Here is a 25,471-nt window from a genome sequence, read left to right on the forward strand (position 1 = left end):
CATGCCGAGAACCACCAGCCGCGGGCGCCGGGCCAGGACGGCCGGCGCCGCGCTGCTCGCCGTGACCGCCCTGGCGGCGGCCGCCTGCGGTCCGGACGGTCCCGCCAGGCCGGCCGCCCCGCCCCCCGCCCTTCCCACGTCCGCGCCCACCAGTCTGGGCGACCTGACGGGCTGGAAGCTGGAGGACTGGACGAAGTACGTCGCCGACAGCCGGTTCGCCAACGAGACGGCCCCGGGCTTCTGGTCGGCCGCCCGGATGGACGCCGCCAAGCCCCGGCCCACCCCGGAGTACTCACTGACCGCCCCCGCCGCCCCCGGCGTCGAACGGGACGCCCCGCCCGCCGCCGTCCCCGCCAAGCCGCAGCCGCACCCGTACGGCCAGGCCACCGCCGTGGTCGGCCGGCTCTTCATGACGACGCCTCAGGGCGACGCCACCTGCTCCGCCACCGTGGTCTCCGACCCCGCCAACCCCGGCCGCAGCAACCTCGTCTACACCGCCGCGCACTGCCTGCACGACGGCAGGGGCGGCGGCTGGCTGAGGAACCTGGTCTTCGTGCCCGGCTTCAACCGGGACGGCCAGGCGAGCCACGGCAAGCCGTACTCCGACGCGCAGGCCGCCCCGTACGGCCGGTGGACGGCGGTGCGCGCGATGGTGTCGCCGACCTGGCTCCAGGAGAGCGGCGTCGGCGCCCACAACCAGTTCGACTACGGGATCCTCCGGGTGCGCGCCGAGAGCGACTCCGGCACGTCCCTGGAGGAGACGGTCGGCGGCTCGGTCCCGATCTGGTTCAACGCCCCGGCCGACCAGATCACCGCGGCCGCCGCCTACGGCTACCCGGCCGAGCGGCCCTTCGACGGCATGGAGCTGGACCACTGCGACTCCCCGGTCCCGCCCGCCCGGATCTCCTTCGACCCGGCCCGCCCGCCGATGTACGTGATCGGCTGCACCATGACCGCCGGCTCGAGCGGCGGCGGCTGGTTCATCACCAGGGACGGCAAGCCCAACCTGATCAGCGTCGGCGCGATCGGCAACCGCAACCCCGCCGGGTACCAGGCCGGACCCTCGCTGCAGGACCAGGCGAAGCAGGCCTTCGACTACTTCGCCAAGAACGTCAGATGACCCCCGGCGGAGACCGGCCGACCCCCGTGGAGCGTGACCCGGCGGAACGCGGAAGGGCCCCCGGGACCGTCGCCGGTCCCGGGGGCCCTTCCCCGCGCTTTCGCCTGCGCTTCGGCCTCAGCCCCGCAGGGCCACCGTGAAGTACTCCAGCTCGGCGGCCAGCTCGGCCGGCACCTTGGCGTGCAGCAGCGTGCCCTCGCCGGTGTGCTCGGTGGAAAGCAGCTCGCCCTCCGCGTGCACCCGGGAGACCAGCGCGCCCTGGGTGTAGGGCACCAGGACCCGCACCTCGACGGCCGGTCGCGGCAGCTCGTCGTCGATGAGCTTGAGCAGCTCCTCGATGCCCGCGCCACTGCGGGCCGACACCACGATGGCGTGCGGCTCGCGGCGCAGCAGGCGCTGCAGCACGTGCGGGTCGGCGGCGTCCGCCTTGTTGATCACCACGATCTCCGGCACGGCCTGCGCGTCGACCGAGACGATGACCTCGCGGACGGCGGCCAGCTGGGTCTCCGGCTCGGGGTGCGAGCCGTCCACCACGTGCAGGATGAGGTCCGCGTCGGCGACCTCCTCCATGGTCGAGCGGAAGGCCTCGACCAGGTGGTGCGGCAGGTGCCGGACGAAGCCGACGGTGTCGGCCAGGGTGTAGACCCGCCCGCTCGGGGTCTGGGCCCGGCGCACGGTCGGGTCCAGGGTGGCGAACAGCGAGTTCTCCACCAGGACGCCCGCGCCGGTGAGCCGGTTGAGCAGGGAGGACTTGCCGGCGTTGGTGTACCCGGCGATGGCCACCGACGGCACCTGGTGGCGCCGGCGCTCCTGGCGCTTGGTGTCGCGGCCCTTCTTCATGTCGGCGATCTCCTTGCGGAGCTTCGCCATCTTCTCGCGGATCCGGCGCCGGTCGGTCTCGATCTTGGTCTCACCGGGACCGCGGGTGGCCATGCCGCCGCCGGACGAGCCGGAGCCGCCACCACCCATCTGCCGGGACAGCGACTGACCCCAGCCTCGCAGCCGCGGCAGCATGTACTGCATCTGCGCGAGCGCGACCTGCGCCTTGCCCTCCCGGGACTTGGCGTGCTGGGCGAAGATGTCCAGGATCAGGGCCGTCCGGTCGACGACCTTGACCTTGACCACGTCCTCCAGGTGGATCAGCTGGCCGGGGGTGAGCTCACCGTCGCAGACCACGGTGTCGGCGCCGGTGGAGGAGACGATGTCGCGCAGCTCCTGCGCCTTGCCGGAGCCGATGTAGGTGGCCGCGTCGGGCTTGTCGCGGCGCTGGATGACGCCGTCCAGCACCTCGGAACCGGCGGTCTCGGCGAGCGCGGCGAGCTCCGCCATGGAGTTCTCCGCCTCCTCCAGCGTGCCGTCGGTCCAGACGCCGACGAGCACCACGCGCTCCAGGCGGAGCTGGCGGTACTCGACCTCGGTGACGTCTTCGAGTTCGGTGGAGAGGCCGGCGACCCGGCGCAGGGCGGCGCGCTCGCTGCGGTCGTACTGGTCGCCGTCGTAGTGGTGGTCGAGGTCCTCGTCGATGGCCGCGAGGTCCTCGTCCATGAGGGCTTCCGCCCGCAGACCGTCAAGGCGGCGCGGAGCGTCGGCGTGGTCGCGGGTGTCGAACGTGGAGGTCATTCTGTCCTTTGGCTGCTGGTACGGGTGGCCTTCGGGGACCGCCGCGCGGTCCCTTAAGGAGTGTGCCCAGCTGCCGCCCCGGCTACCGTCCGGGCGGGGTGAGCTACCCCTCGGGTCCTCGGCTGCCACCGGGGCTCCTGTGCCCTGTGAACGCCGCGGACCGGCCGTGAATTCCCCATGATGGTCGCACGCCCGGCGCGGGCCGGTCATCCCATTTCCGGTGCGGCGGCGCCGGAAGCGACCGGTCCCGCCCGGTGGCACGGAACGCCTAACCGACCTCCGGGGCGTGCGGGCGGCTGACGTCGTACACCCCGGAGACCCGCAGCATCGCCCGCATCAGCCCGGGCAGCGCGCCCGGCTCGGGCAGTTCGACGGTGTAGGTGTGCCGGACCCGCGACTCCTGGGGCGGCTCGACCTCGGCCGAGACGATGCCGACGCCCGCGGCGGAGATCGCCGCGGTGAGGTCGGCCAGCAGCCGGGGCCGGTTCAGCGCCTCGGCCCGCAGGGTGGCCCGGTGACCGGCCGCCGGGGCGCCCTGCGGCTGCCAGTGGACCTCCAGCGGGGCCCGCCCGTCCGCCCGCATCCGCTCTCCCGCCGGGCAGCCGGTGCGGTGGACGGCCACGGCGCCGCCGCGGATCGGGTAGCCGGCCACCTCGTCCGGCGGGACGGGCGTGCAGCAGCGCGCCAGCCGTACGGCCGCCCCGGGCCGGCCGGTCACCGCGACCGGGGCGGCCCGTTTCTCGGCGGTGCGTCGGCCGGGCGGGGCGGGCTGGGCTCCGGCCGGGCCGGTACGGACCGCCGGCAGCCGGGCGGGCGGGTCGGCCAGCCAGCGCTCGATGGCCAGCCGGGCGGCGGGGGTGCGGGCGTGCGCCAGCCATTCCGGGGAGGGGCCGGAGGGCTGCCCGCCGCCGGCCGGGAGGGTCTCGGTGAGCACCGCGATCAGGTCGCCGTCCTCGAGCACGGTGGAGAGCGCGCTGAGCCGCCCGTTGACCCGGACGCCGATACATCGGTGGCCGGTGTCCTCGCCGAGCAGGTAGGCCGCGTCCACACAGGTGGCTCCGGCCCTCAGCTGAAGCGTTTCGCCGCTCTCCGTCACGACGGTGATCTCGCGGTCGCCGGCCAGGTCGGCGGTGAGCGCGGACCAGAAGGCGTCCGGGTCGGGCGTGTCCTGCTGCCACTCCAGCAGTCGGCTGAGCCAGCCCGGCCGGGCCGGGTCGGTGCGGTCCAGCTCGTCGGTGTCCTGGGCGGCGGCGGCCGGGGACGGGTCGCCGAGCGCGACCACCCCGGTCTCGGCGACCTCGTGCATCCGGCGGGTGCGGACCAGCACCTCGACCACCGCGCCGCCGCTCAGTGCCACGGCGGTGTGCAGCGACTGGTAGAGGTTGAACTTGGGCGCGGCGACGAAGTCCTTGAACTCCCCGGGCAGTGGCGTCCAGCAGGTGTGCAGTTCGCCGAGCACGGCGTAGCAGTCCGCGTTCTCCTCGACGACCACCAGCAGTCGCCCGAAGTCGGCCGGCCGCGGCGCCTGCGGCAGGCCGTCCGGCCCGGGCGCGCCGGACCGCTTGAGCAGCACCCGGTGCAGCGAGACGCAGTGCCGGGGCCGCACGGTCACCTCGGCGGCCACCCCGGCCTCGGCCAGGTGCCGGGCCAGCTGCCGGGCGAAGGGTTCCAGCACGGTGTCCGGCTCGGCCTCGTGGTCGGCCGTCAGGGCGCGGGTGCGGGCGTGCTCCTCGGGGTGCAGGGTGGCGAAGACGATGTCCTCGAGCTCCGCCTTGAGCACCTGGATGCCGAGCCGCTCGGCCAGCGGGATCAGCACGTCCCGGGTGACCTTGGCGATCCGCACCTGACTGGCCGGCTTCATGTGCCGGATGGTGCGCATGTTGTGCAGCCGGTCGGCCAGCTTGATCACCATCACCCGGACGTCGTCCCCGGTGGCGACCAGCATCTTGCGGAAGGTCTCGGCCTCGGCGGCGGCGCCGAAGTCGACCTTCTCCAGTTTCGTCACCCCGTCGACCAGGTAGGCGACTTCGGGTCCGAATCCGGCACCCACCTGGTCCAGCGTCAACTCGGTGTCCTCGACCGTGTCGTGGAGCAGCGAGGCGACCAAGGTGGTCGTCCCGGCGCCGAGTTGGGCCAGGATCATGGTGACGGCCAGCGGGTGGGTGATGTACGGCTCACCGCTCTTGCGCTTCTGGCCGCGATGGCTGGCCTCGGCGAGCCGGTACGCCCGGGCGAGCAGGCCGAGGTCGGCCTGCGGGTGGTGCTGCCGGTGGACCCGGACGAGCGGTTCCAGGGCGTCCGGCACGGGCGGCCGGCCGGTGGCCAGTAACGCGGCCCGGCCGGCTCGGCCGAGGGCGGCCCGGCCGAGCTCTCCGAGGGGCCTCCTGGCCCCGGCCTGCCGTACGGTCGTCGGCTGCCCCGTCAGGGACTGCCCGGCTTCGATGGTCATCGGCACCTCCGGCAACGTCGCCGGGCGCGGCCCCGCTGGGGACGGTGATCTTGCTGCCCCTCCCAGGGGTGATCGACCCGGTGGTCCATGCTACCGAGCAGAGCACGTTCCGCGACGCCGTGATTCCCGTCCGCGACCGGTATCACCCGATCGGGGGGATTCGTCACCGCACGAATTGGGCAAACCGGGCCGTCAGCTCCGGCGGGCGGACTCCCACCAGCGCGCGTCCAGCCGCCCCTCGGCCACGATCACCGCCGGCCCGGTCATCTCCACCCGGCCGTCCGGGTGCTCGGTGATGACCAGCCGGCCGCCCAGCACGTCCACGGTGTACGCGACGGCCTCGCCGGTGACCGCCGGGTCGGCGCCGTCCCGGCGGATGGCGGCCACCGCGACGGCGCAGGCGCCGGTGCCGCAGGAGCGGGTCTCGCCCGAGCCGCGCTCGTGCACCCGCATCGCGACGTGCCGCGGCCCGCGGTCCACCACGAACTCGACGTTGACGCCCTCGGGGTAGGCACCCTCGGGGCTGGTGAGCGGCGCGGCGAACAGCTCGCCGGCATGGTCCAGGCTCTCCACGAAGGCCACCGCGTGCGGGTTGCCCATGTTGACGTTCAGCGCCGGCCAGCGCCGCTCGCCGACCGTGACCTCGATGCCGTCCGGCCCGGGCAGCCGGGCGCGGCCCATGTCGATGGTGACGTCGCCGGGCGTGCCGTCCTCGGCGTCCTCGGCGACCGTCGCGGTGAGCACCCCGGAGCGGGTGGCGACGGCCAGCTCGCCGGGCTTGGCCAGACCCGCCTCGACCAGGAAGCGGGCGAAGACCCGCAGGCCGTTGCCGCACATCTCGGCGATGCTGCCGTCGGAGTTGCGGTAGTCCATGAACCACTCGGCCCGGTCGGCCATCCCCGCCGATGCCGGGTCGGCGGCCGAGCGCACCACGCGCAGCAGCCCGTCCCCGCCGATGCCGGCCCGCCGGTCGCACAGCGCGGCGACGGCCTCGGGGCCGATCTCCAGCGCGCCGTCCGGGTCCGGGACGATGACGAAGTCGTTCTGGGTGCCGTGCCCCTTGAAGAAGGGGATGCCGCCCTGCTGAGGAGAGGATGCGCTCACCCCTCCGATGGTACTGATACTCGCCGGCTCGCCTCCGGGGCGGGGAGAGCGGGGGGCGGAGGCCGTGAGCCCGGCCTCAGCGCAGGTAGGCGACCCGCCAGACCGCGAGCGCGCAGGCGGCCAGCGCGATCACGGTGTACAGCACGATCGCCTTCCAGCCGGCCCGCTGCCCGGAGCCCCGGCGCGGCAGTCCCGGCCACTTGTAGCCCGCGTGCCGGGCGGCCATCGCGCCCCAGCCGACCGAGGCGGCGGTGAGCAGCAGCCCGAGCATCCCGACCATGGTGGCGCGCGCCCCGGCCGAGCCGAAGGCGAGCGGGAAGGCGAACATCAGCGAGCCGAGGGTGCCCAGCAGGGCGATCGGCAGCGTCTGCCACCAGCGCAGCCGGCGCCGCGGGCGGATCTCCCGCTCGTGCACCGCACCGCCGGGCGGGGTACGGGTGTCCAGGGCGGGCAGCGCGACCGCGTACGAGGTCGGCGTCTCCAGTCCGGTCAGCACGGGGAGGTCACCCATCGTCGACTCGTCGAACTCCTCGGCCGGCGCGGTGACGCTTCCGCTCTGGCCGGGTTCGGGGCCGGTACCCGTCGACACACGGCCTCCCCTGACAGTTCGACACGAGCGGACTCGCGGTCGGGCACGGTCGGCCCGTTCGGCCGACTCCTATGGCTTCGATGATGGCATGTCCAGGGAGGCGTTCCGGGGCCTGACCGGGGTCGACGGGTGATCCGTGGCCATCACGTGATCGGGCCGTGACCGCCGGTTCGTCCTGCACGGTCGCCTGCGCGCGCAGGTGCACCGCCGAATTGGCCGGAACCCGTCCTACGCGGCCGGAACCCCCTGACGGTCGATCAGTTCGAGGGAGTGTTCCAGCAGCTCGACGGGGTCGGTGCCGGCCGGTCGGGAGAGCCAGTTGATCCGGTCGTCCCGGCGGAACCAGGACTCCTGGCGGCGGGCGAATCGTTTGGTCGCCCGGACGGTCTCGGCCCGCGCCTCGTCCTCGGTGCACTCGCCGGCGAAGTGGTCGAGCACCTGCTGGTAGCCGAGCGCCCGGGAGGCGGTCTTCCCCTCCCGCAGCCCGACCTTCTCCAGCGCCCGCACCTCGTCCGGCAGTCCGGCCGCCCACATCCGGTCGACCCGCAGCGCGATCCGCTCGTCCAGCTCGGGGCGCGGCACGGCGACGCCGATCTGCACCGCCTCGTACACGGCGGTGTTGCTCGGCAGGTTGGCGGTGAACGGCTGCCCGGTGATCTCGATGACCTCCAGCGCCCGGACGATCCGCCGCCCGTTGCCGGTGAGGATCGCCTCGGCGGCGGCCGGGTCCAGCTCGGCCAGCCGGCGGTGCAGCGCGTCCGGGCCGGCCGCCTCCAGCTCGGCCTCCAGCCGGGCCCGGACCGCCGGGTCGGTGCCGGGGAACTCCATCTCGTCGATCGCGGCCCGGACGTACAGCCCGGAGCCGCCGACCAGGACGGGGGTGCGCCCGGCGGCGAGCAGCCGGTCGATCTCGGCGCGGGCCAGCCGCTGGTACTCGGCCACGCTGGCGGCCTCGGTGACGTCCCAGACGTCCATCAGGTGGTGCGGTACTCCCCCGCGCTCGGCCATGGTGAGCTTGGCGGTGCCGATGTCCATGCCCCGGTACAGCTGCATCGAGTCGGTGTTGATCACCTCGCCGTCGAGGCTGCGGGCGATGGCGACGGCCAGGTCGGACTTGCCGGCGGCGGTCGCGCCGACGATCGAGATGACGCGCGGGGTACGGAGGCTGCTCACCGTTCCAGTTTCGCACTGCTCCGTTTTCGCGAGACCGCCTCACCCGCGCACCGGGCTGCCGCTCGCCCGCCGCTGCGCGACGATATGACTGTCTCCGAGTCCGTTTCCGACCGTTTCCCCAGTTGGCGCCCGGTTTGCGAACGCTTCCCCGGGTACGGACGTTGTGCAGGGGACGGGGATGGACGGACGACAGGGAAGGGTGAGACCGCCATGGGTCTGATGGACAACCTCAAGGGCAAGGCCGAGGAGCTCAAGGAGAAGGCCAGCGAACTGGCCGGCAAGCACAGCGACCAGATCGATCACATCGTGGACAAGGCCGGCGGCGCGATCGACAAGGCGACCAAGGGCAAGTACAGCGACAAGATCGAGCACGGCGCCGACAAGGCCAAGGACGCGGTCGGCGACTTCGCCCACAAGCCGAAGCCGGGCGACGAGGGCCGGCCCCCGCCGTCGCCGCAGTCCCTGCAGTCGCCGCCGTCGCCGCAGCCCCCGCAGTCGCCACAGCCCCCGCAGTCCTGACCCGCCGGGTCCTGTCCTAGGACCAGGACGCCACGAAGTACCCGACCCCGTACGGCGCGTCCTGGTAGTCCAGTCGCCCGGTGAGGCCGGCGCCCTCAGCGGCGCCGGCCAGCACCTGCCAGGGCGCCCGGCCCTCGGCCTTGAGTTCCGCGGCCACGCCGGTGTCCAGCGCGGCCAGGGCCGGCAGGTCGGCCGAGCCCAGGGCGGCGGCCAGCGCCGCGTCGAAGCCCTCGGCCCGCTCGTCCAGGTAGCCGGGCGCCTTCACCGACCGGCAGGCGCTGCCGTCGCCGAGCACCAGCAGGGCGACCCGGTCGGCGAGCCCGGCCAGGCCCTGGCCGAGGCCGAGCATCCGGTCGGCCGGGGCGTCGGCGGGCACCGCGCACGCGTGCGTGGGCAGGGTCACCCCGGCGCGCTCCAGTAGCCAGGCGCCGACGGTCAGCGAGGGCGCCAGCTCCGGCCCCTCGACCCGGTCGCCGGGCAGCTTGGCGATCAGCGGCACCCCGTAGCGGTGGAAGGAGCCGGCCCCGCCCTCGGTCCACACCTCGGCCTTCGGCCCGGTGCCGACCACCACGACCAGCTGCGGACCGGCCGCGACCAGCGCCGCCAGCGCCTCGTCGCAGGCGACGCGCAGCGCGTCCAGCTCGGCGGCCGCCCCGGCGGCGACCTCCGGGACGAGCAGCGGCGGACAGGGGCACACGGCGGCGGCAACCAGCATGTGGATCACTTTAGAGCCTGTCGCCCGGAAGCCGGACGGCCCGGCGGGAGCCGAAGCTCCCACCGGGCCGTCCGGAATGCGCGCGGGTCAGTCGCCGCAGCAGGCCCCGCCCGCCGGCGCGGCCAGGGGCAGCGCGGCCGGGGCGCCGATGGACGGCAGGCCGAGCATCACGCCGGCCGGCGCGGCGGGCTTGGCCTGGCGCTTCTCCCAGGCGTCGCCGGCCCGGGTGCGGCGCACCGCGAGCGCCGGGCCCTCGGCGAGCAGGTGGTGCGGGGCGGCGTAGGTGATCTCGACGGTCACCATGTCACCCGGGCGCACCGGCTCCTCGGGCTTGGAGAAGTGCACGAGCCGGTTGTCGGGGGCGCGGCCGGAGAGCCGCCGGGTCCGGTCGTCCTTCTTGCCCTCGCCCTCGGCGACCAGGATCTCCAGGACACGGCCGACCTGCTTCTTGTTCTCCTCCCAGGAGATCTCCTCCTGGAGGGCGATCAGCCGGTCGTAGCGGGCCTGCACGACCTCCTTCGGCACCTGGTCCGCCATCTCGGCGGCCGGGGTCCCGGGGCGCTTGGAGTACTGGAAGGTGAAGGCGTTGGTGAAGCGGGCCTCGCGGACGGTGTGCATCGTCTCCTCGAAGTCCTCCTCGGTCTCGCCGGGGAAGCCCACGATGATGTCGGTGGAGATCGCCGCGTCGGGCATCGCCGCGCGGACCTTCTCGATGATCCCGAGGAAGCGCTCCTGCCGGTAGGAGCGGCGCATCGCCTTGAGCACGCGGTCCGAGCCGGACTGCAGCGGCATGTGCAGCTGGTGCATCACGGTCGGGGTCTCGGCCATCGCGGCGATCACGTCGTCGGTGAAGTCGCGCGGGTGCGGCGAGGTGAAGCGGATCCGCTCCAGGCCCTCGATCTGGCCGGCGGCGCGCAGCAGCTTGGAGAAGGCCTCGCGGTCGCCCAGGTCGGAGCCGTAGGCGTTGACGTTCTGGCCGAGCAGGGTCACCTCGATGACGCCCTCGTCCACCAGCGCCTCGATCTCGGCGAGGACGTCGCCGGGGCGGCGGTCCTCCTCCTTGCCGCGCAGCGCGGGGACGATGCAGAAGGTGCAGGTGTTGTTGCAGCCGACCGAGATCGAGACCCAGGCGGCGTACGCGGAGTCGCGGCGGGTCGGCAGGGTGGAGGGGAAGGTCTCCAGCGACTCCAGGATCTCGACCTGGGCCTTCCGCTCGATCGCGGCCCGCTCCAGGAGCGCCGGGAGGTGCCCGATGTTGTGGGTGCCGAACACCACGTCGACCCAGGGGGCGCGCTGGACGATGGTGTCGCGGTCCTTCTGGGCCAGGCAGCCGCCGACGGCGATCTGCATGCCCTTGTGGCGGCTCTTGACCGGCGCCAGCTGGCCGAGGTTGCCGTACAGCTTGTTGTCGGCGTTCTCGCGCACCGCGCAGGTGTTGAACACCACCAGGTCCGGGTCGCCCTCGGCCCCGGCCTTGACGTAGCCCGCCTCCTCCAGCAGCCCGGACAGCCGCTCGGAGTCGTGGACGTTCATCTGACAGCCGTGCGTGACGACCTTGTAGCTCTTCAATCCGCTCTCACCGCTCACCAGACCAGGGTACGGGCAGCCGCGAAGCGCTTTTCCCGACGCTTCCCCGTTCCGTTCCACTCCCGTTCCGCCGGAGCGCCTGGCAGTATCCCTGCATGACCCCCACCACCCCGTCCCGTCTCGGCGCCGCCGTCCGCACCGCGGCCCGCAGCCCACTGTGGCGGACGGTGCTGGTGCTGGTGCTGCTCGTCGCCGGCTTCGGCGGCTGGTGGCTGTCGGCGGGCCGCTCGCCCGGGTACCCGCGCGGGGAGGTCCGCTTCGCCACTGGCGTGCAGCGCGGCGTCTACGACCGGTACGGGCAGCTGCTGCAGGAGCACGTCTCCCGGACGATGCCGGGGGTGCGGCTGGCCCTGGACAACACCGAGGGCTCGATAGACAACCTCACCCGGGTGATCACCGGCCGGGACACCTTCGCGATCGCCACCGCCGACGCGGTCGCCGACTACCAGGGCCCCGGCAAGGACCGGCTGCGGGCGATCGCCCGGCTCTACGACGACTACCTGCAGCTGATCGTCCCGGCCTCCTCCCCGGTGCGCCGCACCGCCGACCTCAAGGGCCTGCGGGTCGGCGTCGGCCTGCCGCAGTCCGGGGTGAACCTGGTGACCAAGCGGCTGCTGGCCGCGGCCGGGCTGGACCCGGAGCGCGACATCGTGCCGGTGCCGGCCGGGGTCGGCGAGGCCGCCGACGACCTGCGCGCGGGCCGGTTGGATGCCTTCTTCTGGTCCGGCGGCCTGCCCACCAGCGCGCTCACCGACCTTTCCGACCACGTCCCGATCCGGGTCGTGCCGCTGGGCGACCTGTCCGAGGCCCTGCACAAGGCCGAGGGCGGCGGCACCGACGCCTACCGGGCGGCCACCATGCCAAAGAACACCTACCCGAACGCCGAGCCCAAGGACGCGGTCGCCACGGTGGCTGTGCCCAACCTGCTGATCACCCGGGACGACGTGGACGCGGACCTGGTCGAGGGCATGACCCGCGCGGTGATCGACAGCCGCGACCGGATCGGCGCCCAGGTGCACGCCGCCCAACTGGTCGACCTGCGCACCGCCGTCTACACCGACCCGCTCCCGCTGCACACGGGCGCGGCGCGCTACTACCGCTCCGTGAAGCCCTGACCCACCGCTCGGTGAAGCCCTGAGCCATCGCTCCGTGAAACCCTGCGCCCCAGCCCGGACAGCACCGGGCCGCCGTCGGGGCCCGGCTACTTCTTCTCCGGATTCTCCGGCCGCGGCACCGCCAGCGTCACCGCGAGCCCGGTCGGCTTGACCGGTGCGAAGCCCAGCGAGCCGCCGCCGGCCGCCAGCAGGGTGCGGGCGATGGACAGGCCCAGCCCGGAGCCGTCCACGTTCTGGTGCCGCGGGCTGCGCCAGAACCGGTCCCCGGCCCGGGACAGCTCGTCCGCGGCGAGGCCGGGCCCGGCATCGGTGACGGTGACCGCGACCTCGTCCCGGCGGACCGCGACCCGCAGCCGCACCTCGCTGCCGGCCGGGCCGAACTTCAGCGCGTTGTCCACCACGGCGTCCAGGGCCGAACCGAAGCCGATCGGGTCCGCCATGCCGACCGCCAGCGCCGGGCCGTCCCAGCGCAGCCCGATCCCGCGCTGCTCGGCGACCGGCCGCCAGGCGTCCACCCGGGCCAGGGTGAGCTGGGCGAGGTCGGTGCGCTCCGGCTCCGGGCGGGCGTGCTCGGCGGTGGCCAGCCCCAGCAGGTCGTCCAGCACCCGGGCCAGCCGGGTGCCCTCCTCCCGTACGCCGCTGAGCTCCTCCTCGTGGCCCTCGGGCAGTTCCAGGCCGAGCACCTCGACCCGCAGGAGCAGTGCCGAGAGCGGGTTGCGCAGCTGGTGCGAGGCGTCCGCGACGAAGGCCTTCTGCTGGTCCATCGCGAGCACCACGTGGTCGGCCATCTCGTTGAACGAGCGCGCCAGCCGCTGCAGTTCGGGCGGTCCGCCGCCGGGGGCGACCCGGGCGGCCATCCGGCCGGTGGCGATGTCGTGGGTGGCCCGGTCCAGGGTGCGCACCGGGCGCAGCACCCACTCGGTGAGCCGGACGGCCAGCAGCACGGCGACGATCATCGCGGCGGCCTCGCCCGCGACCAGCACCAGCCACTTGTGCAGCACCCGGGTGCGCAGCCCGCCGGTGGGGGACTCGCTCAGCACCACCGCGACCACGTCGCCGTCGCGCACCACCGGGGCGGCCACGGTGATCGTCCGGTCCGGCGTCCACGGCCAGACCTGCGGCGGATTGTGGCTGCGCCGCCCGTCCAGCGCCTCCTGGAAGGCCTGGGCGCCCCAGCCGGCCGAGGGCACCCGCCAGGTCTCGGGGGCGGCGGCGATCGGCAGGCCGTCGCGCTGGAAGATGCCCAGGCGCACGCCGTACAGGTCGTAGTAGCGGCGGACCTCGGCGTCGATCGAGTGCTGCCGGCTGAGGTCCCCGGGGGCGGGTTCCGGGTCGCCCTTGCGCGCGGAGTCGGCGGCGCCGGAGGTGGGCAGGTCCTGGGCGAAGCGGGCGGCGTCGTCGAGCCGGTCGACGACGACCGTGGTCTGCTCGGCCGCCGCGACCGCCGCCGCGAGCGGCAGCCCCAGGGCGGCCAGGACGCAGAGCATGAGGGCGATCAGGATGCCGAGCAGGCGGGTGCGCACGTGCGGTCAGTGCTCCGCGGGGGTGTTCGGGGCCGGGTCCGCCGCGGCGGGCGCCGGGGACTCGGGGATCAGGCGGTAGCCGACGCCGCGGACGGCCTCGACCAGCCCGGGCAGTGCGAGCTTGTTGCGCAGCGAGCCGATGTGCACCTCCAGGGTGCGCCCGTTGCCCTCCCAGCCGCTGCGCCAGACCTCGCTGAATATCTGCTCGCGCCGGTAGACCACGCCCGGGCTCTGCGCGAGCAGGGCGAGCAGGTCGAACTCCTTGCGGGTGAGCGGCACGTCGCGGCCGTCCACGCTGACCCGGCGGCGTTCCCGGTCGATCAGGATGCCGCGGGACTCCAGCGGGCCGCGCTGCTGCGGCACGGTGTCGGGCGCGGGCACCGACACCGAGGAGGGGGCTGCGCCGCGGCGGGCCACCGCGTGGATGCGGGCGAGCAGCTCGCCCATGTCGTACGGCTTGGTGACGTAGTCGTCGGCGCCGAGGTTGAGGCCGTGGATCCGGGAGCGGACGTCGGCGCGGGCGGTGACCATGATCACCGGCACGCCGCTGCCGGCCCTGATCCGGCTGCACACCTCGAAGCCGTCGCGGTCGGGCAGCCCGAGGTCGAGCAGCACCACCCGGTACGGCTCGTTGCCGTCCGGCACCAGGGCGTCCAGCGCCTCGTGCCCGCTGCGGGCGTGCCGGACCTGGAAGCCGTGCCGGCCCAGCACCGCGACCAGCGCGGCGGCCACGCGTTCGTCGTCCTCGACGAGCAGCAGTCGCATCCTGTTTCTCCTCCTTCCCCCACGTGATCACCGGTGATCGCCGGACCGATCGGTCAGGTCCCGGTCCTGCGCAGTATGGGCCAGCGGGCGGCCCGGCGCCAGGTTCGACCGCACACCGGGCTCGTGGGGGACGGGCAGCGCCGGTGCGGATTCCCGCTGTGACATGCCCCGTCGGCGCCCTCGCGAACAGCTCGTACCCACCGTGTGTCCTTTTCGTGATCCTCAAGTTCCGCTCAGATCGGCTGACGGCGCGTGGTCACGCCTCCTATGGTCGGCCCACCGGGGGCTGCGGCTCCGCCGGTCGCGGCTCCCGGATTTGCACCACCATTGCCCCCCAAGGGAGTTGAGACTTCTCGGGTTGGCACTATTCGATACAGAGGGAGCAGGCGCGATGACCGAGAGCCCGGTCCAGGACTCCACCCCCGCAGCCGCCCCGCTGGTCGCGCTGAGCGGCGTCAACAAGCACTACGGCGCGCTGCACGTCCTGCAGGACATCGACCTCACGATCGCCCAGGGCGAGGTGGTCGTGCTGATCGGCCCGTCCGGTTCGGGCAAGTCCACGCTCTGCCGGACGATCAACCGGCTGGAGGCCATCGACTCCGGCACGATCACCATCGACGGCCGGCCGCTGCCCGCCGAGGGCAAGGAGCTGGCCCGGCTGCGCGCCGAGGTCGGCATGGTGTTCCAGAGCTTCAACCTGTTCGCGCACAAGACCGTGCTGGAGAACGTGGTCATCGGCCAGGTCAAGGTGCGCAAGGTGCCCCGCCCGGAGGCCGAGAAGACCGCCCGGGAGCTGCTGGAGCGCGTCGGCGTCGGCGCGCAGGCCGACAAGTTCCCGGCCCAGCTCTCCGGCGGCCAGCAGCAGCGCGTGGCGATCGCCCGGGCGCTGGCCATGAAGCCCAAGGTGATGCTCTTCGACGAGCCCACGTCGGCGCTCGACCCGGAGATGGTCAACGAGGTGCTGGAGGTCATGCGCCAGCTGGCCGCGGACGGCATGACGATGGTCGTGGTCACCCACGAGATGGGCTTCGCCCGCTCCGCCGCCAACCGCGTGCTGTTCATGGCCGACGGCAAGATCGTCGAGCAGAACACCCCGGACGCCTTCTTCACCGCCCCGCGCTCCGACCGCGCCAAGGACTTCCTCTCGAAGATCCTGCACCACTGACGCTTCACCGACGCTTCGAGCCCACGCGGGGCAGCCTCCGGCAACGGAGCCGATCGGCCCTGCCCGTGCACGACTTCCAGACGCCAGAGCCCGGTTGACACCGCGGCCCAGCCCCAGGAGACCAACCCTCATGAGGACTTCCCGCACCCTCGCCGTCGCGCTCGTTGCCGTCGCGCTCACCGCCACCGCCGCCTGCGGCAAGGACGGCACCCCCGGCGCCGCCGCCACCGCGAGCGACGCCCCGAAGCTGCCGACCTACACGGTCAAGACCGACGCCAAGATCGACTCCCCGATCATCGCCGAGGCCAAGAAGCGCGGCCAGCTGATCATCGGCGCCAAGGCCGACCAGCCGAACCTCGGCTGGGAGGACGTCTCCAGCGGCGACCGCAGCGGCTTCGACATCGAGGTCGCCAAGATGATCGCCGCCGACCTCGGCTTCACCCCGCAGCAGATCAAGTGGCAGACCCTGGTCTCCTCGCAGCGCGAGCCGGCCATCGCCAAGGGCCAGATCGACTTCTACGTCGGCACGTACAGCATCAACGACGAGCGCAAGAAGACCGTCTCCTTCGCCGGCCCGTACTACATCGCCGGCCAGGACCTGCTGGTGAAGCAGGACAACACCTCGATCACCGGTCCGGAGAGCGTGGGCGGCAAGAACGTCTGCACCGCCACCGGCTCGACCTCGATCAAGAACATCCAGCAGTACAACCCGAAGATCACCCAGTTCGACACCTACTCGGCCTGCGTCGAGAAGCTCCTCTCCGGCGAGGTCGACGCCGTCACCACCGACGACGCCATCCTCAAGGGCTACGCCTCCAAGTACACCGGCAAGCTCAAGGTCGTCGGCAAGCCCTTCACCAAGGAGAACTACGGCGTCGGGCTCAACAAGGACGACAAGACGCTGCGGGACGCGATCAGCGACGCCCTGAAGGCCCACGAGGACAACGGCGACTGGAAGAAGGCCTACGACGCGACCCTGGGCGCCTCCGGCTCCCCGGCGCCCGACGTCCCGGCCCTCGAGCGCTACTGACCCGCCCACCGCACATCCCTGACCGTTATTGAGAGGAGGGCCGCCGGATGGGGTTCCTGTTCGACGACGACAACTTCGCGTTGTTCCGCGACGGCTTCCTGCAGACGATCGAGCTGAGCGCCCTCAGCGCCCTGCTCGCCCTGCTGCTGGGCACCCTGCTGGCGGCCTTCCGGGTCTCCCCGGTGCCGGTCCTGCGCGCCTTCGGCACCACCTGGGTGACGCTCTTCCGCAACACCCCGCTGACCCTGCTGTTCTTCGCCGTCACCTTCGGCCTGCCGCCGCTCGGCGTGCACTTCAGCCACCTGGCGTTCGCGGTGCTGGCGCTCGGCGGGTACACCGCCTCGTTCGTCTGCGAGGTGATCCGCTCCGGCATCAACACCGTGCCGCTCGGCCAGGCGGAGGCCGCCCGCAGCCTCGGCATGACCTTCGGCCAGACCCTCACCCTGGTCATCCTGCCGCAGGCCGCCCGCACCGTCCTGGGCCCGATGAGCAGCGTGTTCATCGCGCTGCCGAGGAACTCGGCGATCGCCGGCGCGTTCAGCGTCAGCGAGCTGTACAGCGTCCAGCAGACCTTCTCCGAGCGCGGCTACTCGATCTTCTCGATCTTCTTCTGGGTGGCCTGCGCCTACCTGCTGATCAGCGCGACGATCGCCACGCTCTTCCGCTTCCTGGAAACCCGACTGGCGGTGGCCCGATGAGCATCTTCCAGCGCCCGGTGACGGCGAGCGTCCTCTACGACACCCCCGGGCCCAAGGCCCGCGCCCGCTACCGGCTGTTCGGCGTCCTCTCCCTGATCGGCGTCGCCGCCCTCCTCTGGTACGTCGTCACCACGCTCGCCGACAACGGCCAGTTCGACGCGGACCTGTGGGACGCGTTCCAGTACAACACCGTCCAGCAGCGCATCCTGGACGGCCTGCTCTCCACCCTGAAGGCCTTCGGCCTGGCGGCGGCGTTCTCGCTCATCCTCGGTGCCCTGCTGGCGGCCGGTCAGCTCTCCGACCGCAAGCCGGTCCGCTGGCTCTGTGCCGGCATCGTCCAGTTCTTCCGGGCGATGCCGCTGCTGATCCTGATCGTCGCGCTCTACTACGCCTTCTTCGCCCAGCAGCCGATGTGGGCCCTGGTGCTCGGTCTCACCCTCTACAACGGGGCGGTCCAGGCCGAGATCATCCGCAGTGGCGTCAACGCCGTCCCGCGCGGCCAGGCCGAGGCGGCGTACGGGCTCGGCATGCGCAAGACCCAGGTGATGATGTCCATCCTGGTGCCGCAGGCCGTCCGCTCGATGCTGCCCTCGATGATCGGCCAGCTGGTCGTCACCCTCAAGGACACCTCGCTCGGCTTCATCATCACCTACAACGAGCTGCTGTTCGTCGGTAAGGCGATCGCCAGCCAGCCGCTGAACGCCGCCGGGTTCCCCTACATCCCCGTGGTGCTCGTGATCGGCCCGATCTACATCGCCCTGTGCCTGCTGCTGACCGCGCTCGCGCGCTGGATCGAAGCACGCGGCCGTCGCGGCGCGAACCGGCGCACTTCAGCTGCTGCTTGACGGACACGCAGGTGAACTGTTGCATTGCTCTTCGTGACACCTCCCGGGAGCATCCACGCGGCATATGCGGCAGCGGTAACTGACGCCGGCCGATCGGCCGGTTCGTGCCCGGAGGTCCGCTCATGGACCCGGTGATCGTGGTCGGGGCCGGACCGGTCGGTCTGGCCCTGGCCCTCGCCCTGGCCCGGCACGAGGTGCCGACCATCGTCCTGGACGAGGGTTCCGGGCTCTGCCCCGAAGGCCCGCGCAGCCTCGTCATCGGCGCCGACACCGCCGCCTTCCTGACCCGGATCGGCTACCCGCGGGCGGTCTCCGACTCCGCCCTGTGGGACTCCTTCGGCATCTGGCGGCGCCGCCAGGAGGTGCTGCGGATCGACCTCACCGACTCGCCCACCTTCCACCTCCCCCAGCACCGCCTCCAGCGCGGCCTGCGCGACGCCCTGACCGGCACCCCGCTGATCAAGCTGGTCCCGCTCCACCGGGTCGTCGAACTCGAACAGGACCGGGACGGCGTCAGCATCCGCACCGTGGGCACCCAGAGCGGTGCCACCACCTGGTGGCGCGGCAGCCACCTGGTCGGCTGCGACGGCGCGAGATCCGCCGTCCGCAGGTTCCTGAAGATCCGCTTCCCCGGCCGCCCGGCAGTCGACCGCAACGCCATCGCCACCGTCCGGGTCGACCTGCCCTTCGACGGCGCCCGGCTGCACCGCGAGCCTCCGTGGCGCGGCGACCGCGAGGCCTCCGCCCGTCCACTGCCGGACGGCGTCTGGCGGCTCGACTGGCGGCTGCCCCCCGGCCGCCCCGCCCCCACCGAGACGGTCGACCCGCACGCCACCTGGCCGGGCATCGTCACCGGCGACACCCTGCTCACCCGGGTCACCGCCACCCTCACCGGCTGGTGCGGCGAACTGCCCCGCTTCGAGTTGCTCGCCGCCGCCGACCACACCGCCCAGCAGCGCCTCGCCGCCCGGTTCCGGGTCGGCCGCTGCTTCCTCGCCGGCGACGCCGCCCACCTGCACGGCGCGCTCGGCATGCAGAACCTCGCGGACGGGCTGCGCGACGCCGACAACCTCGCCTGGCGGCTCGCCCTCGCCTGGCACCTCCACTCCGGCGGCCCGCAGCCCGGCGGCTCCCTGCTGGACGGCTACGAGGCCGAACGGCGCGGCGCGGTCGGCGCCCGGCTGCGCGCGGTCGACCAGTCCATGCCGCTGCTGCGCCCGCTGCGCGGCTGGCAGCAGACCCGGCGCTCGCTGCTGGTCGGCGGTTTCCGCAAGCACGCCCCGCTGCTCGCCGACGGCCAGCTCGGCACCGGCCGCTTCGGCGGCGCGCCCGCCTACCCGGCGGCGCCCTCCGGCGTCCCCGCCCGGGTCCCGGTGCAGCGCGGCTCGCGCGGCTCCACCTCGCTCAGCGAACTGCTGCCCGCCACCGCCCCGGGCGTGCTCGTCCCGGACCTGCCGGTGCTCACTGCCGACGGCACCCCCGACCACCTGCACGCCCGCCTCGGCGCCACCTTCCTGCTGCTGCTGGTCGCGCCCGGCACCGCGGTCTGGTCGTCCCAGCACTGGCTCGGCGCCGGGCTGATGCCCCGGCTCGCCGAGGTCGCCGCCGCCCTGCCGGTCCCCGCCGAGGTCCTGGTCGCCGAGGACTACCCGGGCGCCGGCCCGCACACCGTCCTGCTGATCCGCCCCGACGGCCACCTGGTCGGCGTCACCCAGGGCGCCGTCGCCGAGGACCTCCTCGCCCTCGCCGACCACGCCCGCGGCGGCCCGGACGCGCTCACCTCGGCCCCGGATCCCGCGCCGGAACCCGAGCACGAGCCCGAGCCCGAGCCCGAGCCCGCCGGACGGCACGCACCGCACCAGGTCGACTCCCCGAGCTAGAGCGCCTCCGACTCGGCCCCGCGGGCGGGGACGGCCCGTCCGGGCTAGCTCGCCACCGCCGTCGCGCGGCTCTCGCGGACCACGGTCACCCGGATCTGCCCCGGGTAGGTCAGCTCGGCCGAGACCTGCCGGGCGACCTCGCGGGCAAGCTGCTCCGCGCCGAGGTCGTCCACCGCGTCCGGGCGGACCATCACCCGCACCTCGCGGCCGGCCTGCATCGCGTAGACCTCGGCGACCCCCGCGTGCGAGCGCGCGATCTCCTCCAGCCGCGCCAGCCGGCGGACGTACAGCTCCAGCGACTCCTTGCGCGCCCCGGGCCGGCCGCCCGAGCAGGCATCCGCGGCCTGGGTCAGCACGGCCGTCACGGTGTCGGGCTCCACCTCGTTGTGATGGGCGGCGATCGCGTGCACCACCTCCGGCGACTCGCCGTACCGCCGGGCGAGTTCGGCGCCGACCGCCGCGTGGCTGCCCTCGGCCTCGTGCGTGAGCGCCTTGCCGATGTCGTGCAGCAGCGCGGCGCGCCGCACCGGCTCCGGGTCGACGCCGAGTTCGACGGCCATCATCCCGGCCAGGTGCGCGGACTCCAGCAGGTGCCCGAGCACGTTCTGCCCGTACGAGGCCCGGTAGCGCAACGAGCCCAGGGTACGGACGAGTTCGGGGTGCATCACGCCGACCCGGGCGTCCAGCAGAGCGTCCTCGCCGGCCCGGACGCAGCACTGCTCGACCTCCGCGCGGCTGCGCTCGTGGAGCTGCTCGATCCGGGCCGGGTGGATCCGGCCGTCCTCGACCAGCTGCTCCAGGGTGAGCCGGGCGGTCTCCCGGCGGACCGGGTCGAAGCAGGACAGCTGCACCGACTCCGGGGTGTCGTCGACGATCAGGTTCACCCCGGTGACCGCCTCGAAGGCGCGGATGTTGCGGCCCTCACGGCCGATGATCCGGCCCTTCATGTCCTCGTTCGGCAGCCGGAAGACGGTGACGGCGGTTTCCGCGGTCTGCTCCGTCGCCAGCCGCTGGATGGCCCCGGCGAGGATGGACCGGGCCCGGCGCTCGCCCTCCTCCTTGGCCTCGCGTTCGATCTCCCGGACGGTGACCGCGGCCTCCAGCCGGGCCGAGGCCTCGGCCTCGCGCAGGAGTTCGGCGCGGGCCTGTCCGGCGGAGAGCCCGGCGGCCCGTTCCAGGGCTGCCGCCCGGCGGGTCACCAGCGCCTCGGCCTCGCCCAGGGATCGCTCCAACTCGGCCGAGCGCTCGGCCAGTTCGTCCTCCCGTCGGCGGAGTCTACGCAGCTCCTCGGCCAGCTGCTCCTCGCGGCGGGTGAGTTCGGCCCGCTGCCGGGCGGTCTGCTCCTCGGCCGACCGCCGGGCCCGCTCGACCTCGGCCGACGCGCTGCGCCGGGCCGTCCGGAGCCGTCCGATGACCAGCCCGGCGAGCACCGCGAGCACCAGCAGGAGGGCGGCGGCCGAACCGGCGATCAGCAGGAGCGAGCCGCTCGGTCCGGCGCCCGCCGAGATCGTCATGCCGCCCACTCCCCGTCCCCTGCGCGGGCCGCCGTCCGCAGGCGCCCCGGGCACTGAAGGCGAGGCTAGGCGCGGGTCACGAAACGGTCAAGACTTGACCTGGTCCGCACCAAGAAGCCTACGAAACTGCCACTACTCCCACGCGGTTTCCGACAGTTCACTCGGCTCCTCGTCCAGCGCGGCACGCACCACCCGGAACGCCAGCCCCTCGGAGTAGCCGCGCCGGGCCAGCATCCCGACCAGCCGCCGGGTGCGGACCTGTCGGTCCAGCCCCCGGGTGGACCGCAGCTTGCGCTCGACCAGCGCCCGGGCCGCCTCCGCCTCGTCGTCGTGGTCGAGCTGGGCGACGGCCTGCTCGACCAGGTCGGCGGCCACCCCCTTGGTGCGCAGCTCCTGGGCCAGCGCCCGCCGGGACAGGCCGCGGACGGCGTGCCGGGACTCCACCCAGGCCGCGGCGAAGGCCGCGTCGTCGATCAGCCCGACCTCCTCGAGCCGGGTGAGCACCTCGTCGGCGACCTCGTCCGGGATCTCCCGCTTGCGCAGGGCGTCGGCGAGCTGTTTGCGGGTCTTGGCGGCACCGGTCAGCAGCCGCAGGCAGATGTCCCGGGCGCGGCTCTCCGGATCGGCCGACTCCTCGGCCTGCTTCTTCCGGGAGGTGCGGCCGGCGCCCTCGTCCTCGCCTGGCAGCCCCTCGCCGGACTGCTCCTCGAGGAACTGCTCCTCGCCGGAACGCCCGCGCCGGGCCCGGCCCCGACGGGCGACGGAACGGGAGGTCGAGGCGGCCACACCCCCGTGACCGGCCGCCTCGGCCTCGCCCCGACCGTGCTCCACGGCCGCCGGTGCGGAGGCGGGCAGGCCCGCTCCCGGCTCCTCGGCCGCCAGGGCCGAGCGCCGGCGACGGCGGCCGGTGGGCAGCTCGGAGGCGGAGACCAGCCCCAGCGCCTCGACCGGGCCCTCCGCCGGACCCGGGCCGGGCGCCGCGCCGCGCACCGCCCGGACCGGGGCCCGGTCGAACTCCGGCTCCCGGCCGGATGTCCACTGCCCGGTGGACGGACGCTCCCGCCGCCGGCTGGAACGCGACGGCGCGGGCGCCGACTCCTCCGCGACCGCGGCGAACCAGTCCGGCGGCCCGTAGTCGTCGTCCTCCTGGTCCGCCGGGCCGCCGCCCACCGTGTCGTACTGCGTCAACGGCTCAGGCCTTGGCCGCCGCGGTCTTCTTCGCCGCGGCCGTCTTGGCGACGGTCGCGGTGATCGGCTTCGCCGCGCCGTCGGCGGCGGTGACGGCAGCAGCAGCGTCCGCCTCGCCCTCGGCCGGCTCCTCGCTCTTCGGGCCGATGCCGAGCTTGCCCTTGATCTTCCGCTCGATCTCGTCCGCGAGCTGCGGGTTGTCCCGCAGGAAGTTGCGGGCGTTCTCCTTGCCCTGGCCGAGCTGGTCGCCCTCGTAGGTGTACCAGGCGCCCGACTTGCGGATGAAGCCGTGCTCGACGCCCATGTCGATCAGGCCGCCCTCGCGGCTGATGCCGACGCCGTAGAGGATGTCGAACTCGGCCTGCTTGAACGGCGCGGCGACCTTGTTCTTGACCACCTTGACGCGGGTGCGGTTGCCGACCGCCTCGGTGCCGTCCTTCAGGGTCTCGATCCGGCGGATGTCCAGACGGACCGAGGCGTAGAACTTCAGCGCCCGGCCACCGGTCGTGGTCTCCGGCGAGCCGAACATCACACCGATCTTCTCGCGCAGCTGGTTGATGAAGACCGCGGTGGTGTTCGACTGGTTCAGCGCACCGGCGATCTTGCGCAGCGCCTGGCTCATCAGCCGGGCCTGCAGACCGACGTGCGAGTCACCCATCTCACCCTCGATCTCGGCGCGCGGGACGAGCGCCGCGACCGAGTCGATGATCACCAGGTCGATCGCGCCGGAGCGGATCAGCATGTCGGTGATCTCCAGGGCCTGCTCACCGGTGTCCGGCTGGCTGACCAGCAGGGCGTCGGTGTCCACGCCGAGCTTCTTGGCGTACTCCGGGTCGAGCGCGTGCTCCGCGTCGACGAAGGCGACCGTGCCGCCGGCCTTCTGGGCGTTGGCCGCCAGGTGCAGCGTCAGGGTGGTCTTGCCGGAGGACTCGGGGCCGTAGATCTCGACCACCCGGCCGCGCGGGATGCCGCCGACCCCGAGGGCGACGTCCAGGGCGGTGGACCCGGTGGAGATCACCTCGATGGGCTCGTTGGCCTTCTCACCGAGACGCATCACCGAGCCCTTGCCGAACTGCCGCTCGATCTGGGCGAGCGCGGTCTCAAGGGCCTTCTCGCGGTCCGTACCTGCCATGGCTTTTTCCCTCGGGTTCTGTGCTGTGCGCTTCATCGTCATCGACGCTAGCGCGTCCCACTGACAAACGAGACCGACCCGGCTCGCCCTGTGGAAAACTCTTCGCCGGAGAGTACAAAGAACATCTGTTCGATTCAAGCTTCGCACGTCCGCGCCGTGGCGCCCCGGGCGTCACCCCCGGAGCGCCGCCCCCGGCGTCACTTCCCGTCCCCGCCGACCATCCGCCGCAGCCGCCGCGCCGCCTCCCGGCGCAGCTCCCGCCGGGCCCGCCGCTGCTCGCCCCGGTCGATCCGGGGATCGGTGGCCACCTCGTACCGCCGCACGTACGTCCCGACGAAGCCCTGCAGGGTCGCCGCCGCCGGGATCGCGATCAGCGCGCCCACCGCGCCGAGCAGCGCCGCGCCCGCGATCACCGCGCCGAAGGCCACCGCCGGGTGCACGTCCACGGTCCGCGCGGTGATCCTCGGGTGCAGCAGGTAGTTCTCGACCTGCTGGTAGACCACCACGAAGACCAGCACCCAGAGCGCGTCCACCGGCTCCACGGTCAGCGCCACCAGCACCGGCAGCGCCCCGGCCAGGTACGTCCCGATGGTCGGCACGAACTGCGACATGACGCCCACCCAGACCGCCAGCGCCGCCGAGTAGGGCAGGTCGAGCAGCGCGAACATCACCCAGTGCCCGGCGGCCGAGACCACCGCGAGCAGCGCCCGGGAGTAGAGGTAGCCGCCGGTCTTGGCGAGCGCGATCTCCCAGGCCCGTAGCACCTCGCCCTGCTTGGCGGGCGGCAGCAGCGAGCAGACCGTCCGGCGCACCCGTGGGCCCTCGGCGGTGAAGTAGAAGGTGAACAGCCCGACCGTGAAGGCCTGGAAGAGCCCGCCGATCACGGTGGAGGAGACGCCCCAGACGTTGTCGGCGGCCTGCTGGGCGTAGTTCTCGATGGTGCCGGAGTCCTTGAGCAGCTTCTTCTGCAACTCGCCCAGGGACAGGTCCTGATGGAAGGTCCGGTTGATCCAGTTGATCAGGTTGTCGACCAGGTGCGGCAGGTCCCCGGCGATCTTCGCCACCTGGTCGACCAGCAGCGTGCCGAGCGCCGCGAGGAAGCCGAGCACCGCGACCCCGACCGTGACGAACACCAGGAAGGTGCCGACCCCTCGGCGCACCCCGCGCGCCGCCATCCGGTCGACGGCCGGCTCCAGCGCGAGCGAGAGGAAGAAGGCCACCAGCAGCATCACGAAGAGGTCGATCAGCTGCCGGAAGGCCCAGTCGGCGAGCTGGAACAGCCCGACCAGCACGAGGAACAGCACCATCGCCCGGGGCAGCCAGCGCGGCATCCCGCCGCCCCACAGACCGCCGCCCCCACCCGCACGCTCACCGTCGGCCCGTACCTCGTCAGCCGGTCGTACCTCGTCGGCCGGCCGCACCGAACTGTCCGATTTCCTCTGCTCTGCGCTGCTTGTCACCCGGACAGTCTGTCCCATACCGGGCGGCGGGCCGCGCTCAGCGCAGCAGCGTCGAGACCCCCTGGGTCTCGCAGACCACGCGCCAGACGTCCTTGGCCTCCCAGCCCGCCTCCAGTGCCTGGCGCACCGACCGCCCGCCCAGCTCGGTCATCACGTGGTCGGTCGCGAACGACTCCGCGTACGCCTCCCCGAAGTGCGCGTACATCCGTCGCCAGAACTCCGTCAGCCTCATGGCTCAAGTATCCCTGCCCGGCGGCGGGCGACCCGGGCCCGCCGCCGG

General features: G+C 73.3%; 22 protein-coding genes. 8 read left to right on the forward strand and 14 right to left on the reverse strand.

Features of this window, described 5'->3' with window-relative positions; all coding sequences use genetic code 11:
* Position 1 precedes the first annotated feature (1 nt).
* Positions 2–1,120 (forward strand): trypsin-like serine peptidase, encoded by a 1,119-nt coding sequence (locus tag ACZ52R_RS29065; RefSeq protein WP_465623199.1) that lies wholly within the window; start codon positions 2–4, stop codon positions 1,118–1,120.
* 117 nt (positions 1,121–1,237) lie between these two features.
* Here ACZ52R_RS29065 and hflX read toward each other — a convergent pair whose 3' ends face one another.
* The 5 genes from hflX to miaA form a co-directional block, all read right to left on the reverse strand.
* A complete protein-coding gene (gene hflX / locus ACZ52R_RS29070) occupies positions 1,238–2,740 on the reverse strand; it encodes a GTPase HflX (protein WP_360505198.1) in 1,503 nt (500 codons plus the stop codon).
* 268 nt (positions 2,741–3,008) lie between these two features.
* A complete protein-coding gene (locus ACZ52R_RS29075) occupies positions 3,009–5,189 on the reverse strand; it encodes a RelA/SpoT family protein (protein WP_465754431.1) in 2,181 nt (726 codons plus the stop codon).
* Between the two features lie 192 nt (positions 5,190–5,381).
* Entirely contained in the window at positions 5,382–6,293 is a 912-nt protein-coding gene (gene dapF, locus ACZ52R_RS29080) for a diaminopimelate epimerase (protein WP_465623202.1), read from the reverse strand.
* A gap of 76 nt (positions 6,294–6,369) precedes the next feature.
* On the reverse strand, positions 6,370–6,882 hold the full coding sequence (locus ACZ52R_RS29085; RefSeq protein ID WP_360505194.1) for a hypothetical protein: 513 nt from the start codon (positions 6,880–6,882) through the stop codon (positions 6,370–6,372).
* 228 nt (positions 6,883–7,110) lie between these two features.
* Entirely contained in the window at positions 7,111–8,055 is a 945-nt protein-coding gene (miaA, locus tag ACZ52R_RS29090) for a tRNA (adenosine(37)-N6)-dimethylallyltransferase MiaA (protein WP_465623204.1), read from the reverse strand.
* A 210-nt stretch (positions 8,056–8,265) separates the two neighbouring features.
* On the opposite strand from miaA, the gene ACZ52R_RS29095 reads away from it, so the two are divergent.
* Entirely contained in the window at positions 8,266–8,574 is a 309-nt protein-coding gene (locus tag ACZ52R_RS29095; protein WP_465754432.1) for an antitoxin, read from the forward strand.
* Between the two features lie 16 nt (positions 8,575–8,590).
* Here ACZ52R_RS29095 and ACZ52R_RS29100 read toward each other — a convergent pair whose 3' ends face one another.
* On the reverse strand, positions 8,591–9,289 hold the full coding sequence (locus tag ACZ52R_RS29100) for a class III extradiol dioxygenase subunit B-like domain-containing protein (RefSeq protein WP_465623207.1): 699 nt from the start codon (positions 9,287–9,289) through the stop codon (positions 8,591–8,593).
* Positions 9,290–9,376: 87 nt separating this feature from the next.
* Positions 9,377–10,876: a tRNA (N6-isopentenyl adenosine(37)-C2)-methylthiotransferase MiaB gene (miaB, locus tag ACZ52R_RS29105; RefSeq protein WP_465623209.1), complete on the reverse strand. Its 1,500-nt coding sequence runs from the start codon at positions 10,874–10,876 to the stop codon at positions 9,377–9,379.
* Between the two features lie 95 nt (positions 10,877–10,971).
* On the opposite strand from miaB, the gene ACZ52R_RS29110 reads away from it, so the two are divergent.
* On the forward strand, positions 10,972–11,991 hold the full coding sequence (locus ACZ52R_RS29110) for a TAXI family TRAP transporter solute-binding subunit (protein ID WP_465623211.1): 1,020 nt from the start codon (positions 10,972–10,974) through the stop codon (positions 11,989–11,991).
* A gap of 86 nt (positions 11,992–12,077) precedes the next feature.
* Here ACZ52R_RS29110 and ACZ52R_RS29115 read toward each other — a convergent pair whose 3' ends face one another.
* Positions 12,078–13,514, reverse strand: a complete 1,437-nt coding sequence (locus ACZ52R_RS29115) for a sensor histidine kinase (RefSeq protein WP_465623212.1) — start codon at positions 13,512–13,514, stop codon at positions 12,078–12,080.
* Positions 13,515–13,520: 6 nt separating this feature from the next.
* On the reverse strand, positions 13,521–14,279 hold the full coding sequence (locus ACZ52R_RS29120; RefSeq protein ID WP_360505180.1) for a response regulator transcription factor: 759 nt from the start codon (positions 14,277–14,279) through the stop codon (positions 13,521–13,523).
* Between the two features lie 436 nt (positions 14,280–14,715).
* Here ACZ52R_RS29120 and ACZ52R_RS29125 point away from each other — a divergent pair, with 436 nt between their 5' ends.
* From ACZ52R_RS29125 to ACZ52R_RS29145, 5 genes are all read left to right on the forward strand, one after another.
* Positions 14,716–15,444 carry an amino acid ABC transporter ATP-binding protein gene (locus ACZ52R_RS29125; RefSeq protein WP_465623252.1) on the forward strand — a complete coding sequence of 243 codons (729 nt, stop codon included), beginning with the start codon at positions 14,716–14,718 and terminating at the stop codon, positions 15,442–15,444.
* A 130-nt stretch (positions 15,445–15,574) separates the two neighbouring features.
* Positions 15,575–16,474, forward strand: coding sequence for a glutamate ABC transporter substrate-binding protein (locus ACZ52R_RS29130; protein ID WP_465623215.1), 900 nt, complete (start codon positions 15,575–15,577; stop codon positions 16,472–16,474).
* 47 nt (positions 16,475–16,521) lie between these two features.
* Entirely contained in the window at positions 16,522–17,172 is a 651-nt protein-coding gene (locus ACZ52R_RS29135) for an amino acid ABC transporter permease (protein WP_360505174.1), read from the forward strand.
* Positions 17,169–18,017 (forward strand): amino acid ABC transporter permease, encoded by an 849-nt coding sequence (locus ACZ52R_RS29140; RefSeq protein ID WP_360505172.1) that lies wholly within the window; start codon positions 17,169–17,171, stop codon positions 18,015–18,017. The genes ACZ52R_RS29135 and ACZ52R_RS29140 overlap by 4 nt, the downstream gene beginning before the upstream one ends.
* Before the next feature lie 122 nt (positions 18,018–18,139).
* Positions 18,140–19,897, forward strand: a complete 1,758-nt coding sequence (locus ACZ52R_RS29145; protein ID WP_465754433.1) for an FAD-dependent monooxygenase — start codon at positions 18,140–18,142, stop codon at positions 19,895–19,897.
* A gap of 44 nt (positions 19,898–19,941) precedes the next feature.
* Here ACZ52R_RS29145 and rny read toward each other — a convergent pair whose 3' ends face one another.
* The 5 genes from rny to ACZ52R_RS29170 all read right to left on the reverse strand — a co-directional run bounded on the left by rny (position 19,942) and on the right by ACZ52R_RS29170 (position 25,423).
* Positions 19,942–21,411 carry a ribonuclease Y gene (rny, locus tag ACZ52R_RS29150; protein ID WP_465754434.1) on the reverse strand — a complete coding sequence of 490 codons (1,470 nt, stop codon included), beginning with the start codon at positions 21,409–21,411 and terminating at the stop codon, positions 19,942–19,944.
* Between the two features lie 132 nt (positions 21,412–21,543).
* Entirely contained in the window at positions 21,544–22,599 is a 1,056-nt protein-coding gene (recX, locus tag ACZ52R_RS29155) for a recombination regulator RecX (protein WP_465623220.1), read from the reverse strand.
* A gap of 4 nt (positions 22,600–22,603) precedes the next feature.
* Complete coding sequence (recA, locus tag ACZ52R_RS29160) at positions 22,604–23,731, reverse strand: recombinase RecA (protein WP_465623222.1); 1,128 nt, start codon at positions 23,729–23,731, stop codon at positions 22,604–22,606.
* A gap of 197 nt (positions 23,732–23,928) precedes the next feature.
* A complete protein-coding gene (locus ACZ52R_RS29165; RefSeq protein ID WP_396289634.1) occupies positions 23,929–25,191 on the reverse strand; it encodes an AI-2E family transporter in 1,263 nt (420 codons plus the stop codon).
* A gap of 37 nt (positions 25,192–25,228) precedes the next feature.
* Positions 25,229–25,423: a DUF3046 domain-containing protein gene (locus tag ACZ52R_RS29170; RefSeq protein ID WP_360505164.1), complete on the reverse strand. Its 195-nt coding sequence runs from the start codon at positions 25,421–25,423 to the stop codon at positions 25,229–25,231.
* Positions 25,424–25,471 lie beyond the last annotated feature (48 nt).

The sequence above is a fragment of the Kitasatospora sp. NPDC034023 genome, from assembly GCF_055575795.1.